Source organism: Gelidibacter sp. (assembly GCF_053579655.1).
This window is the reverse complement of the sequence record NZ_JBMDWE010000019.1, coordinates 16633-32010: the sequence shown is the minus strand read 5'-3', so window position 1 is coordinate 32010 and position 15378 is coordinate 16633. Positions and strand designations below refer to the sequence as shown.

Below are 15378 nucleotides of genomic sequence, written 5' to 3'. Positions count from 1 at the left end.
GATTTTCTGAAATAATTTATGGTAACTTTATTTATAGATTCAGAAGTTGTATTGTCCGGAAAAAGAATCAAGATTCTTCGACAGGCTCAGTAACCACCACTTCGCTGTTAGAACCAAGAATCAAGACACAAACCGCAAAACACTTAAAACATAGATTTTATAAATTTATATTTACCAGGAAATTAGTGTTTTATTAGCATTTCCCAAAAATGAAAAATGATGACATTAACGAACATAACGTTGAAAAATCTTAATCAGGATTATCTTTTGAAGGCCGACGAAATTTTTAACCGAACAACAATAATTCAGAATCTTAAGTGAACACCCAGTAAAACCTTTTTAAAATTACAGCATATGAAATTTATCGGTAGTCAGATGGCCTATTATTTGAGCGACAGAGAATTTAAAAAAAACTCCAAGATCTTAGTAAAATATTTGGCCGTTTTAGGAATCGTTATCGTCATCTATTCTGTTATTTTCCATGTAATAATGGGGTTGGAAGGCCAAAATCATTCCTGGACCACAGGCTTTTATTGGACACTTACCGTGATGAGCACCCTGGGTTTCGGAGATATTACATTTGCGTCCGACCTCGGTCGCCTGTTCAGTATTCTCGTGTTGCTTTCTGGCGTTTTTATGCTAATGATCGTTTTGCCATTTGCTTTTATCAGGCACTTTTATATCCCTCTTTTAGAGTCAAAAAAGAAAAACAAAGTGCCCCGTCAGGTTCCTGCCAAAACAAAAGATCATATTTTAATATGTTCTTATGATGTGATCGCTAGAGATCTTACCGAGCGATTGAAACAGGAGAACACAGCTTACTTTGTCATCGAAAACGATCTGGAAAAAGCGCTTAAAAATTATGATGACGGCGTTCCTGTTCTATTTGGAGAATTGGATAACAAGGAAACCTTCATTCTTGCCAATATTAAGGAGGCAAAACTGGTTTTGATCAATAGAGATGACTTTTTAAATACCAAGATCATCCTCACCATTCGGGACATTGCCCCCAACATCCCCATTGTCGCCATAGCTACGGATATCGACTCGGTAGATGTACAGCAACTCAGCGGCGCCGACCACGTGTTGCCGGTAAAAAAATGGCTTGGCGAACAATTGTCCAACCGGATCAACGCACAACATGCAAAATCTCAGCCAATAGGCCAGTATGAAGATTTATTAATTGCAGAATTGCCTATCCACAATACCCCATTGGTTTCTAAACTTATTCGGGAAACCAACTTAAGACAAAAATTCGGCGTCAGTATTGTGGGAATTTGGGAGCGCGGCCGATTGCAAGCCATAACCGGTAAAGAAAAGCTAACCGACGATAGCGTTCTCGTCATCATAGGCAATAAAGAACAGCTTCATAACATTGATGAGCTCTTCCATGACTACAACGTCAACCCTAACCCCGTTCTGTTAATTGGAGCAGGCCGAGTAGGCTTGGCCGCGGCACAGGCTTTACATAAAAATGGCATTTTAGTGAATGTCATTGATCAAAATCCGGAGGTATGTAAAAAAGTAAGTCCTTATTGTAATCAGGTTTTTACCGGAACCGCCTCAGATTACGAACTCATAAAAAGAGCTGGAATTCTAAAAGCGCCGTCGGTATTACTATCTACCCATGACGACACCATGAATATTTATCTGGCCTCCTATTGCCGTCAATTGAACAAGAACGTCAGGATTGTGAGCCGTATATCCGAAGCTCGAAATGTTGATATTATCCAAAAAGCAGGTGCTAATTTTGTACTGAGCTACTCCACATTAGGTTCTGAAGCCGTTTTATCGATAGCCAAAGGTCAAGATTTAACCGTTCTTGGCGAGGGCTTTACCTTGTTTATCATCCCGATTCCCGAGTCGTTAGCCGGCATGTCCCTTGCCGAATCTGGCATAGGTGCTAAAACGGGATTATCGGTCATTGCCATAAAAGAAAATTCTGAAGTCGTCACCTTATTATCGGCCCATACCATACTTCCTCATGGCGCTGAAATAGTCATGCTAGGAAATATCGACATGAAACATAAATTCAATAAAATTTATGTTAATGGGGTTTGATGACTGTTTGGAATTCTTTAAATGCGATGAAAACTAAGGTGTAAAAAGACGTTAATAAAAGAAAGAATCATTTAATCTAACTAACTTATAATCAATTAGAAATACGCGCTATCCAACCATCAGGGAACAATTTTATTTCCCGATACAGTGTTTTAAAATGTAGTGATTATAGGGCTTCACAGAGGCTAGGTAGCACAAATCAGTGTTTTAAAAAGAAAGTAAACACTTAAAAAAAAAGAATATCACAGAGATTCTTTATACTTCAGAATAATCCCTTCAAAATCCTCCTTTATAAATTCCCAATATTTCCCTTTAAAACAGATAGGATTAAAATCTTCATCTGCTTGTTCAAAAGATGTAAAATTATGGATAATTAAATCTCCGTCGTGGGAATAAGGATATCTTTGCTTGTGTAAATCTAACATTTGGCTGATATCATAAGATGGAAGTAGATCATGTAAATCCCAAAAGTCTTTTTTTCTTCCTCCTCGTTGCACAACATCTACTTTCATTGCTATAATTTCCTCAATAGTTGCCATTCTTATCCCATCAACTTCAATATAAGGTTGAATAAAAGTGTCTGTATAATATAAATCGAGCTTTATGGCATTTTCCTTATTTTCTCCAATAAAATAACTTTTCCCCATTCCTGGGATTATATTTAAAAAATCTACATATTGAAAGTTTTCTGTTAGATGGTTTTCAATGGCATCAAAATCCAATGTGCCATATTCTGAATCACTAAACAGATCAATATCTATCGATTCTCTATGACCAATTTGCAAACTGAGTGCTGTACCTCCTACAAGTCTAAAATCATTAAACACATCGGATTTCATTAATTTCAGTAAACTATTTTTCAATAGATCGTTTACAGTACTATAGTGAAGCATTATTCGTTTTCTTTATTTTTATAAATAGTGTATGGCTCACTAATTCCATGTGCAAGCGCTTCTTCAATCTTAACACTTTTATAGAAGCGTTTAATCTCTTCTTTTTCAATAGCATTACCACGTTCAAATACACGTTTAATAACTGCTATGCTTTGTTGTTGCCAATCTATTTTAGACATATCCGTATCCCAAAATAAAGATTTTCTTAGAAGAGTTAAGTCTGGGGTATTCTGTTTTACTTTACTTTTTTCTTCCTTAATGTCAAAATAGGTTTGTAAAAGCGCAAGAGATCCTTCTTCTAAGTTTAGTTTCTTTTCAATTTTCAAAGCCAAAGCCGTATTAAGCTTCCTTCTGCCCTTAGTAATTGCATTTATGGTCTGTGGATACTCACCAATAGAAAGGGCAAAAGGACGTTGTGAAATCCCCTTTTGGTTAAGTAAGCGTTCCAATATTATTCCAGGATGGATACCTTTGTATTTTTCAATTAATCTACTCATACTACAAATGTAAACAATTTTGTTTATACTATTACGAAACCCTCCCCAATTTACTGCTCATTTTCCCTGATCTTTAGATATTTAATTATAAAGCTTATGAAAACGCTTATGTAAGAAGACATCATCCAAGAGATATTTGACCTTCATGATCATGATGAAAAAACAAGCATACAGAAGTCCGCTTCTAAAGAAGTGATCACCTTATAACGTTGCCGGCCTTACTTTAGCGTCGTTGCTCAGCTTAAGGTCCAATGATTAGGTGAGTTCCCTGTTAGTAAACAATCGAATTCTTTCCCAAAACTTGGATCCCAGTAAAACGCATAACCGTCTATGAACTTCTCCATAAACACCTCACCCTACGGCCGTTGAATGACCTCTAAGAAAAGATCGGCTTTATTATTAATATTTTGACCGATGTTATCCTTTTTCAATCCGCTTGAAATGGAAATAATATCCCCAAAAGCATTTTCAAAAATGACCTGTGGGTAGCCAATGGTCGAAACCGTGCTGGTATTGCGGCTCTGCCTATTATAGATGACCGCTTCCTTAGCATGAATGCTATTGGATCTAATCTCCCAGTTGGGATCATTGTTGGACCCAAAAATCAGGGCGCCATTCTTGCTCGTTCCCGTTGGAAAATATGGAGACTCAAAACTTTCCATTAAACTAAAGTTGGTGGTTGAATAGAGCCGATTCTCCGAGAAATTGATCAGGTAGTTTCCGGCCGCATTATATTGGGATTTACCCTTCCAATTGTCCAAAATTGGAAAAGAGACGATTTCCTCTTGAGTCAATGATCCATTGCTGGCCAAGGTAAAGAGATAACTCGTAGGCTCATTATAGTGGCCCACCAAGAGTTTATTATTTTTAAGGACAAAAGTCCGGTAACTGTTATTGCCTTGATGTTTTTGAAAATGCGTCTTGGAATCCACCAGATCCAAATTGGCATTATCTCGGCTATATGTATAAATCTTATCGCTGTCCACAACTATCCAAAATCCCAAGGGTGAATACGAAAAATCAGCCGCACGCCTCCCCTTTAAATCTAAATTGTATTTATACTTTAAAGTTGTGGCATCATAAACTGCTAAACCCGTCGCCTGCCCAACAATAATTTCCCCACCATAACCAGAATCAATATACTGGATGGGAATACTCGTATCGTACTGTGGAGCCAAATTGGATATAGCTTCCGTTTGATTGGTTCTATAATTAAAACGATGGATATTCATGGTATTCCTGGTGCCACTCTCTCTTCCATAAACATAAACAACGGCATTTTCAGCATCAATAGCATAGGAGTGTACCTTAGAAATGTTGATAATCTCCGGCCGTTTAAAAGCTACCTCATGATAGGTAGTAACCTGCGAATTGTAATAGGTCGTGCGGCTGCCGAAGATATTATGTACATACAACACATAATACGGATTTTCAAGGTAAGGCGGATGCTCATCCAAAAACGACGTAAGCTCCCGATCCTTGATGATAGCCACCGAATTGACCTGTTGTCCAGAGGCAGTGCCTCCATCATAATTTGAAAACGCCAATTCGTAATGCGAAAAATAGGGATCCGTGCTGGCCTGCCAATTGAATTGAATGGCAGCATTTAATACTTCGGGCTTATAAAGCGTCACGGGTTGTGCCCGTATGTTATCCGTGTTGATGGTATAGGCATAACTCAGGCCCAATAGTCCGCGATTTGTAAAGACCTTGAAAAAGTAACACAATCGGTCTTCAGTGGGCGGTAATAAATCGGTAAACTCAGTGGTGTTGACGTCGCTAATGCTCGCAATAAGTTCGGCATTTGCAAGGCTACAATTGTCGCCGGCGCTACGGTAAATCTCATAGCGCTCAAAAGCATTAAAGCCTTCATAAGGCTGCCACGTAAAACTCAAAAGGTTCTCAAAAGCGGTATCTTGATTTTTTCTAAAAGTAGGCGTTATGATATCAATTTCCTTTGGCGTATAGCGTTTTAAATACAAGCTTACCACATCCAAAGTTCCATCTTCATCCACATCAAACTTTGATTTAAACACAAGCTCATTAGCATTTAATTTGGTAATGACCAGTTCATCACTGTCACCAAATTGGTTATGCAAACTAATAATGCCTTTGTTCAACACCCAGTCTAAGCTATTTAAGGTATATGCACAGTCACTTTGTTGGTAGGCGTATTCCGAGTAGATACCATTCTCAGAAAACACCAGAAAATCTCGTCCACATTCTTGATAAACGATGGGCACCTCTGCCATTTTTCCTCGAAACCCCACATTGAATATCGCCCAAACGCCTTTTAAATCGGCAGCGGAAGCAGAAGTAGCGGCGCCTTTATAAAAATCGGAGACTGAACTTGAGGCATCATCATCTTTGTCACAAGACCAGAAAATACAACTAAAAACAAGCAGGAAGAGGTAGACTTTCGTTTTCATAAGCACTCGTGATTTTTTTAATAAATGTAGGATTTTTTCCTTTGTACTTACCTGAAAATACAACTATTATAAAAAACTGATAGGCATCTCGATGATTTACGTTGGAAATATCTTGTGTTGAGGATTTATTGCCTTCTATTGGTTCCCGGAATTCAAAAAAAATCGAATTTTTGAAACAGAGAACCAATTGGGATAAATTTTACCTATTTGATTTTGAATTGATTTGGAAAGTGTTCTTTAAGGGTTTCAAAACCCATATATGCTAATGGTATGCAATTTTAAAGACTTGGAAGCTCTAAAAAACTTAGCTTATAAAATGTAGAAAAACGGATCAAACCACTATTACCGCCTTTTGGAAAGGTCAGCGTTCTTAGAATAACAGACAAACAATTTGGAAACATTATGAACTTTTGGGGGGGAGTGGAAGTATCAAAAGAACCTCAACCAACCCAATTGGAATTATTTTAAACATTTGAAAAAAAAGTGTCCTCATGCCATTTTTGAGGATTGGATTCGATGTAATTTGAGATATTATCATAAGCCTTCTGTTGCTTAATAATATGATCATGAAATGATCTTTTCCATGCAAAATCCAAAAACCCTGCATTATGAATCATCTTGGAAGATGTGGTTTTAAACGCTCCAATTAAACTTGATAATGATTTAATGTTCAGAAAAACATCTCTCATCCTTAAACGATCAATCTCAATCTCCTCCAGCCAATTGAATTGATTGTGAACAATCAATCCATAAGTATTCAATACCATTTTATAATGGGGTCGATTGGCATTTAATTCAATGGGGTTGGCATCAGTGAAGTTATGTTTCTTTGAGATTATTACTGTATCCAATTCAACAGGATCTCTATTAGATGGCTGGTCTGCAGTCTTCAAAACTTCTCCCAAACAACAAACCATATGCTGCACACAAATCTTGACGAAATATAGATTATCTCTGGAGTAATCATAACCTTTCAATCGATTTCTTTTCCTGTTTTTCATTCTATTCTCAATACGCTATTTTAATAATGAAAATTATGAAATATTTCCCAAAGTACGGACAGCTCGCGAGCTGTCGCATTTCATCAACAAATATCCAAATCATACCTTTACCCATAATCCCCTCCATAAAAATTCCAACCTATCACAGCAAAAAAGAAGCATTTTATTATACGATATTTCACAATTAAACGCCTGAATACCAGATGACAACAGGCCAAAAAATAACGTATCTTCTAATCTTTAATCAAACCACAACTTCCCTCTCTGCAGCTTATTTAGCGCTTTTATTATCGCTTGTGCTTTAGCTTAGGATATTTTTATGAAAACGTTTAATTTCTTCCTTTTCAATATCATTTCCTTGCTCATTTACTCTTTTAAAATTTCAACACCTTGGTTTTGTCAATCAATTTTAGACATATCTGCATCCCAAAATAAAGACTTTCTTAAAAGCGTTAAGTCAGGAGTATTTTGTTTTAGCTTACTTTTTTCTTCCTTAATGTCAAAATAGGTTTGCAGAAGCGCAAGAGATCCTTCTTCTAAGTTTAATTTCTTTTCAATTTTCAAAGCTAGAGCTGTATTAAGCTTCCTTCTGCCCTTAGTAATTGCATTTATGGTCTGTGGATACTCACCAATAGAAAGCGCAAAAGGACGTTGTGAAATTCCTTTTTGGCTAAGTAAACGCTCTAATATTATTCCAGGGTGGATGCCTTTGTATTTTTCGATTAACGGACTCATATTATAAATGTAAACAAATTTGTTTATATCATTACGAAATCCAACCAAATATAGGCTCCTATAGCTCTTAGTCGCATCTGTTAAACTTTAACCCAGCAATACTAGATGATTTTATATTTTGAAATACTGAATAAAATGACATGAGATGGAATTTATTGTGAAGATAAAAAAAATCAATTGTCAACTTTTTCCAAAGTGGTTTATATTGTCTATATTCATTTCTACCTATTATTCCGATATTTAATGATTTTATACCTATTATTCCAACCTCATACCCGTTTTCACAGAATATGCCATCTTTTTACCTGTTTTTACTTAAAAACACCTGTAACTCCACGACAACATTCTAATTAGCAATTATGAGAACCACGTACAATTTGTTTTTATTAAACTTAAAATGAACAATTCAAGTCGTATTTGGATAATATATTCGAAATGCCAGATGACATGGTTGCTTTATTGGTTAGATTCTTGGAACAAAATAATGGCGCACTCTCAAATCGCGCCAAAGAAAAGAATTCAAACAACTATCCACTCCTGAAATAGCTGATATAGAAGAATACTATAAATTGATTTTTTCTAATTGATTTGATAGAGAACTATAGGCTGGACTTAGATATTTATTGTATGTTTTGAAATGGCCTTCATAAATGCCAAATCCAGAACTAGTATAAATCTTTTAGACATGCATACTATTTACCGTCATCACAGTAATTAAGCGTTTAACTCTCAAAACAGTAAAGTTTTGATGACTAAACCTCTAAAATTACTGCCCTAACAGTAATATTTAAATGTTTTCCCTCTTTCAACATACAGATATAATTAAATTGTGTATTTTTACCGTTAAAACAGTATAAAATGAATGATCTTGATTTAGGCGCCTTTATTAAAGACCACCGAAAAAAAGCAGATCTCACACAGCTTCAGTTAGCCGACTTAGCGGGTATAGGAAAGACGACTGTTTTTGATATTGAAAAAAATAAAGAAACAGTGCGTTTCAATAATCTATTGGCAGTACTCCAAGTTTTAAATATCAAGATAGAATTCAAAAGCCCTTTAACTAAATAATTATGAGAAAAGCAATCGTATTTGTCCACGGAAAAAGAGCTGGAATTTTAACAGAGATCTCAGCTAACCACTATAGTTTTGAATATGATCAAAATTATGAAGATGATCCGGTTTCATTGACCATGCCAACAAGACACAAAAAATACAGCTATACATCCTTCCCTCCCTTTTTTGAAGGTCTATTACCTGAAGGTGTCCAGTTAGAAGGGTTATTACGTATTGGTAAGATTGATAAAAAAGATTATTTCTCTCAACTGATTGCTACAGGAAATGATTTAGTAGGCTCAGTAACGGTTAAATTAGCTGACAATGAATAGATGTCCTATTACTTATGAATTATGTGGTACCGATAGATATAGTGCAAAAGGACTCCGAATGATAGCTCCTAAGCTCACCCATTTAAATGATTTGCCATATACTGCTGCCGAACTTCGTCAGGAAGCCGCCAACAGAGCTAAAAAACTTTCCATTCAAGGCATACAACCGAAGCTTAGTGCGGCTATTTCAATAGTTGATCAAGAATTTAAAATTGTGGATCAATTTGGAACCTACATTATAAAGCCACAAAATGATTTGTTTCCAGAATTACCAGAAAATGAAGATGTCACGATGCGAATGGCTAAAGTATTTGGTTTAAACGTGCCATTTCACGGGATGCTTTATGGGAAAGACGGAAGTTTATCCTATTTCATTAAGCGTTTTGATCGCTACGGAAAAGGAAAGAAATTGGCAACCGAAGATTTTGCTCAATTAACAGGAAATTCAAGAGACACAAAATACCGTTTTACAATGGAGAAACTCATTCCCGTACTTGACGAATATTGTTCATTTCCCGCCATTGAAAAAGCCGATTTTTTCAAAAGAGTTCTTTTTTGTTATATTACAGGAAATGAAGATATGCATTTGAAAAACTTTTCCCTAATTACCAAAAATGATAAAGTAACGCTTACTCCTATATATGATTACTTAAATTCTACGATAGCAATTAAAAATCCAGAAGAAGAAATTGCACTGACATTGAAAGGGAAAAAAAGTAATTTAAAAGCATCTGACTTTATAGACTATTATGCCAAAGAAAGACTCCTACTCAATGAAAAATCAATTGCTAACATACTGCAACAAATGCAACAAGCAACTCCGAAATGGAAAGAACTAATTGAAATCTCTTTTCTGTCAGAGAATATGAAAGAGAAATATTTGAATCTATTGGAAACTAGAATAAGGATGTTTGTATAAGTTATTCTACTCGATGCAGTTTTCCCTCCCCCATCAGAATATTCCAGAGTTTTGTACATCATTGACGAGTTTGGTTGAACCAAATGTTTATATAGCCCATAAACCACCCTCTGGAGCCGTCAATTTGTTATCTAAAAGTTTTTATAAGTATTTTTTCTAAAGATTATGGGATTGCTCATTCCTTATTATTTCGATTTTTGTAATCGTGAATACCCCGTGTTTACTTCATCGCACTGTAATGTCGTTAAAATATTCGTAATTTGGCTTCGCTCAGCACAATCATGGTCTTTTGGATCCCTTGCAATGATATCTTAGAGAGCAAACATTTTTAAATCACAACTTCTTAAATGTTTGAATGAAATATTCCTGATCCAAACCCTTCTTTTCCGTTTCAATGATCTTTAGCAAATTGTCAAGAAGCGGTTCATTTGCAATTTCAACATCAAAATTTCGGATTTGGTTGTTAAACCGTTGACGATTGCCGAATTGGTGTATCAATTCCTGAATATTGGAAGGGATAAAAAACTGGGATCGTTCCTGAAGATGAACCTTATATTCATTGAGATAAATTCCAATTCCCGCCAGATCAAAATCTCCAAAATGCAGATACCGATTGGGAATTGTTTTTAACCAGGAAATCACATCCTTGTGTTGACTTTGTGGATAGCGCGAAATAAATAACGGGTTGATATCTTTAAAGAGATAGCGCTGTTCATGAATGTGACGAAAATTTCGAGCATTTTCCACACCTACAATCGTGATATCCTCCGGAATGCGGAAGTTTTCATAATCATAGATAAATGCAAAACTGCCATTATGGGGAGAAATAGGATATTCCTTGGCGTTTAAAGTGGCATTAATGTGGTCGTAGGCATTGATCAAAAAACCCTTAAAGGCTCTTTCCTTCGACGTTTTTGAGTCGGTTGCCACCTTAACAAAGTCAGCACGGCTGGACTCCTCATTGTCAAGTGCAGTAATATAATCCTCCAAATTATGGATTTGCAATTGGTTAGAAAGAAATACGAAAAGCGCTTTTTGATTGCTGAGCGTTAGGGTTTTTCGGTGTTTCCCTTTTTGAAGGAGAATGTTTTCAGCAATCAATTCGCTAACCACCGGGCTTTTGGCAGCACTGGCAGGTAGCGTTTCACCTTTAGTAAGCCTTAAAAGGATCCGTGCTATTTTGGGAGTCAACTTCATTAATTCGAAATTTTTGCATTCACTTTTATCAATCGATTTATCTTGGTCAAATATCTTTTTGGATTTCTTTTCGATTGTTCCTTAGCCAATTTATAGGTGTATTTATAATCCGTCGCGTTTTGACTTGTTGGAGAACCATTGATGAGCAGGATATTTCGCTCGTTGGCGAATTTTAAAATTCCCCTCACATTATTGGGGTGCAATCTCCCGATCTCATCCATCATACAATGCAATTTAAAGTCTTTTATTTTTCTCGAGGCACTATCCTTAAATACGTTAAGAAGTAGAATATTTATCATCGCTTTTACCAAAACGTCCGTTCCTTCACTACCAACGTTTGAAAGCTTCTCCACCCAGCCGGAATCGTTGTCATTTTCAACGATACGGAATTGCAAATCAAAAGATTCAGATAAGGTTAAAGTGGACGTCTTGGCCCGTTCCAGTTCTTTTATCAACTGTTTGACCAATTCCACGGCGCGGTGGTTTTTTGAGGACGATTCTGAAGTGCTGAAAAGGTTTACCTGTCCCAATTGTAGACTGTTCTCCTCATTGAAATCCTTTATGTCCAAAAGAAGGGAGACAATAGGATTGGAACTTTTCTGCGTACGCATTTCCATTTCCTTTATGGCTTCCACAAAGTTTTTATGTAAAAAATCATCATTGATTTTTTTGATTGTTTTCTCAATTTCAGCTTCCTTAGAAGTCAGTTCCGTGGTCTCCCGTCCTATTTGATTAATGATAGTTCCAAAGCGTTCGTTCACGCGTTTCTGATACTCTTGGATTTTATCTTCCTCGATGAATTCTTTGAGGTTTAGTGCGAAATTGAGATAATCTTCATCATTGCCAAATTGTACTTTAAATTGAAACACATTCGCTTCATTAAAGTTGCCAACAAAGCCATTAATGGCACGCTGAAGTTCTTGAAACTTACCAATTCCTTTATAGTATTTGTCATTAATTTCAGAAATAAGAAGCGAAGCCTTTTTTGAAATATCCTGTTCTTCTTTATCAGAAGCATCCTCCAAAACGTCTTCCATACCAGCAAAAGCTTCGGATTTTTTGAATTTTTCAAATTCTAAAATATCAATTTCGAAAATAGAAAACTTATCCTCAAGCGATTTCACCTTTTCTGTTTGATGGCTTAGCTTTTGACGGGACTTTGAAAGTTCAATCTTGTGGGTGTCAGCACTATGAAGTTGTTGTTTTTCTAGCGTAATTTTATCAGTTTTCCATTGCGGAAGAAGGTCAAATAACTCTCGTTTATCTTTTTGGTATTCGATGACCGTTTTTTCATTTTGTGCTATAAATTCCAAGGAACTTATTATAGTAGACAATTTCCCATCTATTTCTTCCAATCGTTTTCTGTCTGCACCTTTATCCTCCAATTCATCCATCTGATTTTTGCGGAGTACTTCAATGCGAAGGTCGGATTGCTCTTTGTGATTGTTAATAGAAGATTGATAGGTTGAAACTTTTTCGTTTTTACTTGCTTCTAAATCAACAGTCTTTTTATCCCGTTCCGTTTCCTTTAATGAAATCCTTCTAGAAATATTTTTCTTAACCGCCGTTAACTGATCTGTTGCTTTTGAAAGTTCATAAGAACAATTTTCTAACTTCTTTTCGATTTCGGTGGCTCTTATTTTCTTTTCAGTTTCTGATTTTTCAACCCATTCTTTCAATTGGACGCTATTGATCTTCTGTTTTTCCTCATTCTGATTTAACTGATAGTCTTCTTTTGCAATTAAATCATTTAAACTTTTGATTTTTTTGGTGTAACCGCTCTTCAATTTAATTTGTTCCGTTTCTTTTTCAGCCTCTATCAGAAGACTATTTTTTTGGATTTGCTCCAGCTGTTTTTTCAATCTTTCTATGTCCTTCCGATATTCTTGAACACTTTTGATTTTATTCTCGAGAACTTCCAAATTGACGCGAACACCAAATAGGGATTCCGTTTCCTTTTCAAACTGTTCTGGTTCAAGATCCGAGTGAAAAAGAACATTTTCATCAACCACTTTCCCAATAGTATTTTCCCAGTTCGAAACATTTTTATTTAACCAGCCATAAAAGGAATCTTCACTATGAAATAGTTTAGACTCTATTTCCTTTATCACGTTTTCAACTTCAGCGCTTTGATGGTTCGCCTTTGCCGTTTCAACTTCAAATCGGGCGTCTATTCTTTCAGCTTCAAGTTCCCATTCTTTTCTAACATTTTTGATTTGGTACTTTGAATCTGTAATTGTGGAATTACCTGCAGAAATCTTGGCAATCAACTGATCCTGATTTTGTTTGCCCGCTCCTATTTCACTTTCAAAAAATATTTGATATTTTAATTCTGATTTTTGATTATCGAGACGGTGTTTCTCATTTTTAAGTCTTTCGATCTCTTCTACCGCATTTGTTTTTTCTGCTTCGGAATTGATTTTAATGTCGTTAACTATTTTTTGATAGCTGGTAAAAAGTTCCATTTTGGAATTTCCAAACTCCTGCTCCAGTTGATTGATTTCTGAAGTTTTGGTGTTTAAGTAAGCTTGCTTTTCATTTTCGATTTGCCGGATCAAGTTTTCATATTTTGTCCTGATATCTGCAAATCTTGAAGTGAGCAGGTTTTTTTCTTCAGCCAATGCGCCACTTTCCTGTTGCAAGGATTCTTTCTCCGCAACCTTGGAAATCAATATATCAATTTCGATTCTTTGATATTCCTGTTGTTTCCTCTGTGCTTCCGCAATCTGTTTCTTGAAATAATCTATTTCAGAAATTATTTTTTGTTCCCGTTTTTGATGTAAATCTTTGAGATTTTCAAATTCTTTGTAAAATCTATCCTTTGTTTGTCTTTCTTCCGAAATATCGACCTGAAGTAGTGGCTTTTGTTTTTCTACATAATCCATTCGCGACAACAAATTCCGAAATAGCTCCAATTTCTCCCGATTCAAATAATTATGAATACGGTAATGGTCAATGATGCTATCCGCCTGTTTCCTGATAGGCACTTCTCCTTTCCTATTTGCTTTGGACCAAATAGCGATATCATTAATTTGACTCTCAAATTCACGAAGATGGTTTTTGGAATAATTCTCCAGATCGATGGTAAACTCTTCCTCATTAAGGGAATTAATGATGGTGTCCTTGATGAATTTAGCTTCCAGATTGGAGTTTAAAAATACATTTTGAATGGTGCGCGGAATATTTTCATACTGCTTACTTTCTATAATCGCATATTTTCTGTATTCAGGTTTAAGGGATTTATTATCGCCATAAATAATCCTTCGGAATTCATCATAACTTGAAATGATAGACGTATAATAAATTGATTTGCCAAAAGCCTGACGAATCTGCTCCCAGTTCTCAAATGCCCGATTTTGATGGTCAATAAAAAGCTGTTGCTCATACCCAGAGTCAAAAAACCGAAAAGCTACTTTGCCGTTCACTTTGTAACTAAGCACACAAAATGGAACGCCATCTTTCATCACTTCATAAATGACATAGGAGTTTTGATAAGGAAAATAATAATCGTCGTAGTTTTTTTTCTCACGTGGAATTCCAAGTTTGACTTTGTTAGCATTGTAAAAAAACAAAATAGCACGTAAAAGCGTGCTTTTTCCGACACCCTGGGTGCCAATCAAATGCACGTTGCCGTCAAGCTCAATCTCAGCATAGGCCACCGATGCGCTGTTTATAAAAATAATTTTATTAAGGTATCTCATTCTCTATTTCTTCAGGAATATTAATAGCGGTAACCAATTCTTTTAAATAATTGAAAGAGGTAAGCACTTTATAGGTTTCGGACATTTCATTTTCTAAGGCCACAAAATCGTCCTTAACCAATTGCTCGATTATTTTTTTAACTCTTTCGGAATAATTCTTTTTATCGGCGCCTAGCCTTTTTAAATTGTCCAATTTATTTTTTAAATCGGCATTGTTCTTTAGTTGATTGACAATTTCTGCAGGCGAAAACCTAAAACCCACGTCAAAAGAAGTGTCAAATGTTTTTAAAAAGTCCAGCAAGTCAATCCAGCCAAAGGCCTTATTAAGTTTCCTATCCAGATCCGTATTACTTTCCAAGCGACTAAAATAGAAATATTCGTTTCCGTGTTCTAAATTGTAATTGATATGGGCGAAATAATTTTGCAACTCGTAAAATGTTTCCTCCTCCTCAAGAATGTTGTAGAGCATTTTTAGACGATCGTCGGGACTATTGGAGCATATAAACCGACCACGGCGAAGCACTTCAAAAATTTCGGAGGTGTATTTTGTTTTCATCTTT

At 35.8% G+C, this 15378-nt stretch carries 12 protein-coding genes; 4 read left to right on the top strand and 8 right to left on the bottom strand.

Translation table 11 applies throughout. The annotated features are described in order from the left end of the window. Positions 1–354 precede the first annotated feature (354 nt). On the top strand, positions 355–2061 hold the full coding sequence (locus tag ACOH2D_RS10830) for a potassium channel family protein (protein WP_449535230.1): 1707 nt from the start codon (positions 355–357) through the stop codon (positions 2059–2061). Positions 2062–2303: 242 nt separating this feature from the next. Here the strand turns inward: ACOH2D_RS10830 and ACOH2D_RS10825 are convergent, their stop codons facing one another. The 5 genes from ACOH2D_RS10825 to ACOH2D_RS10805 form a co-directional block, all read right to left on the bottom strand. Further along, on the bottom strand, positions 2304–2954 hold the full coding sequence (locus ACOH2D_RS10825; protein ID WP_449535229.1) for a nucleotidyl transferase AbiEii/AbiGii toxin family protein: 651 nt from the start codon (positions 2952–2954) through the stop codon (positions 2304–2306). Then, positions 2954–3451: a helix-turn-helix transcriptional regulator gene (locus tag ACOH2D_RS10820; RefSeq protein WP_449535228.1), complete on the bottom strand. Its 498-nt coding sequence runs from the start codon at positions 3449–3451 to the stop codon at positions 2954–2956. Before ACOH2D_RS10820 ends, ACOH2D_RS10825 begins: the two co-directional genes overlap by 1 nt. A 356-nt stretch (positions 3452–3807) precedes the next feature. Then, complete coding sequence (locus ACOH2D_RS10815) at positions 3808–5880, bottom strand: lipocalin family protein (protein ID WP_348036056.1); 2073 nt, start codon at positions 5878–5880, stop codon at positions 3808–3810. A 464-nt stretch (positions 5881–6344) separates the two neighbouring features. Next, positions 6345–6881 carry a transposase gene (locus ACOH2D_RS10810; RefSeq protein ID WP_449535227.1) on the bottom strand — a complete coding sequence of 179 codons (537 nt, stop codon included), beginning with the start codon at positions 6879–6881 and terminating at the stop codon, positions 6345–6347. Positions 6882–7280: 399 nt separating this feature from the next. Continuing rightward, positions 7281–7616, bottom strand: a complete 336-nt coding sequence (locus ACOH2D_RS10805; protein WP_348036058.1) for a helix-turn-helix transcriptional regulator — start codon at positions 7614–7616, stop codon at positions 7281–7283. Positions 7617–8474: 858 nt separating this feature from the next. On the opposite strand from ACOH2D_RS10805, the gene ACOH2D_RS10800 reads away from it, so the two are divergent. The 3 genes from ACOH2D_RS10800 to ACOH2D_RS10790 are packed head-to-tail and all read left to right on the top strand — an operon-like array spanning position 8475 to position 9920. Next, entirely contained in the window at positions 8475–8684 is a 210-nt protein-coding gene (locus ACOH2D_RS10800) for a type II toxin-antitoxin system Y4mF family antitoxin (RefSeq protein ID WP_348036059.1), read from the top strand. Positions 8685–8686: 2 nt separating this feature from the next. Continuing rightward, the gene (locus ACOH2D_RS10795; RefSeq protein WP_348036060.1) at positions 8687–9001 is read left to right on the top strand and encodes a HipA N-terminal domain-containing protein; all 315 of its coding nucleotides are present in this window, start codon (positions 8687–8689) and stop codon (positions 8999–9001) included. Further along, complete coding sequence (locus ACOH2D_RS10790) at positions 8994–9920, top strand: HipA domain-containing protein (protein ID WP_348036061.1); 927 nt, start codon at positions 8994–8996, stop codon at positions 9918–9920. Before ACOH2D_RS10795 ends, ACOH2D_RS10790 begins: the two co-directional genes overlap by 8 nt. Before the next feature lie 333 nt (positions 9921–10253). Here ACOH2D_RS10790 and ACOH2D_RS10785 read toward each other — a convergent pair whose 3' ends face one another. Genes ACOH2D_RS10785 through ACOH2D_RS10775 form a run of 3 tightly spaced genes read right to left on the bottom strand, consistent with a single transcriptional unit; the run spans position 10254 to position 15374 of the window. Continuing rightward, the gene (locus ACOH2D_RS10785) at positions 10254–11117 is read right to left on the bottom strand and encodes a DUF7281 domain-containing protein (protein WP_449535226.1); all 864 of its coding nucleotides are present in this window, start codon (positions 11115–11117) and stop codon (positions 10254–10256) included. Then, entirely contained in the window at positions 11117–14818 is a 3702-nt protein-coding gene (locus ACOH2D_RS10780) for an ATP-binding protein (RefSeq protein WP_449535225.1), read from the bottom strand. Before ACOH2D_RS10780 ends, ACOH2D_RS10785 begins: the two co-directional genes overlap by 1 nt. After that, positions 14805–15374, bottom strand: a complete 570-nt coding sequence (locus ACOH2D_RS10775) for a condensin complex protein MksE (RefSeq protein ID WP_449535224.1) — start codon at positions 15372–15374, stop codon at positions 14805–14807. Before ACOH2D_RS10775 ends, ACOH2D_RS10780 begins: the two co-directional genes overlap by 14 nt. Positions 15375–15378 lie beyond the last annotated feature (4 nt).

Bases quoted from the DNA above. Each gene is read 5' to 3' on its own strand.
- ACOH2D_RS10825 (WP_449535229.1), bottom strand. From the start codon at position 2,954: ATGCTTCACTATAGTACTGTAAACGATCTATTGAAAAATAGTTTACTG.
- ACOH2D_RS10820 (WP_449535228.1), bottom strand. From the start codon at position 3,451: ATGAGTAGATTAATTGAAAAATACAAAGGTATCCATCCTGGAATAATA.
- ACOH2D_RS10785 (WP_449535226.1), bottom strand. From the start codon at position 11,117: ATGAAGTTGACTCCCAAAATAGCACGGATCCTTTTAAGGCTTACTAAA.
- ACOH2D_RS10830 (WP_449535230.1), top strand. From the start codon at position 355: ATGAAATTTATCGGTAGTCAGATGGCCTATTATTTGAGCGACAGAGAA.
- ACOH2D_RS10780 (WP_449535225.1), bottom strand. From the start codon at position 14,818: ATGAGATACCTTAATAAAATTATTTTTATAAACAGCGCATCGGTGGCC.
- ACOH2D_RS10790 (WP_348036061.1), top strand. From the start codon at position 8,994: ATGAATAGATGTCCTATTACTTATGAATTATGTGGTACCGATAGATAT.
- ACOH2D_RS10805 (WP_348036058.1), bottom strand. From the start codon at position 7,616: ATGAGTCCGTTAATCGAAAAATACAAAGGCATCCACCCTGGAATAATA.
- ACOH2D_RS10775 (WP_449535224.1), bottom strand. From the start codon at position 15,374: ATGAAAACAAAATACACCTCCGAAATTTTTGAAGTGCTTCGCCGTGGT.
- ACOH2D_RS10800 (WP_348036059.1), top strand. From the start codon at position 8,475: ATGAATGATCTTGATTTAGGCGCCTTTATTAAAGACCACCGAAAAAAA.
- ACOH2D_RS10795 (WP_348036060.1), top strand. From the start codon at position 8,687: ATGAGAAAAGCAATCGTATTTGTCCACGGAAAAAGAGCTGGAATTTTA.
- ACOH2D_RS10810 (WP_449535227.1), bottom strand. From the start codon at position 6,881: ATGAAAAACAGGAAAAGAAATCGATTGAAAGGTTATGATTACTCCAGA.
- ACOH2D_RS10815 (WP_348036056.1), bottom strand. From the start codon at position 5,880: ATGAAAACGAAAGTCTACCTCTTCCTGCTTGTTTTTAGTTGTATTTTC.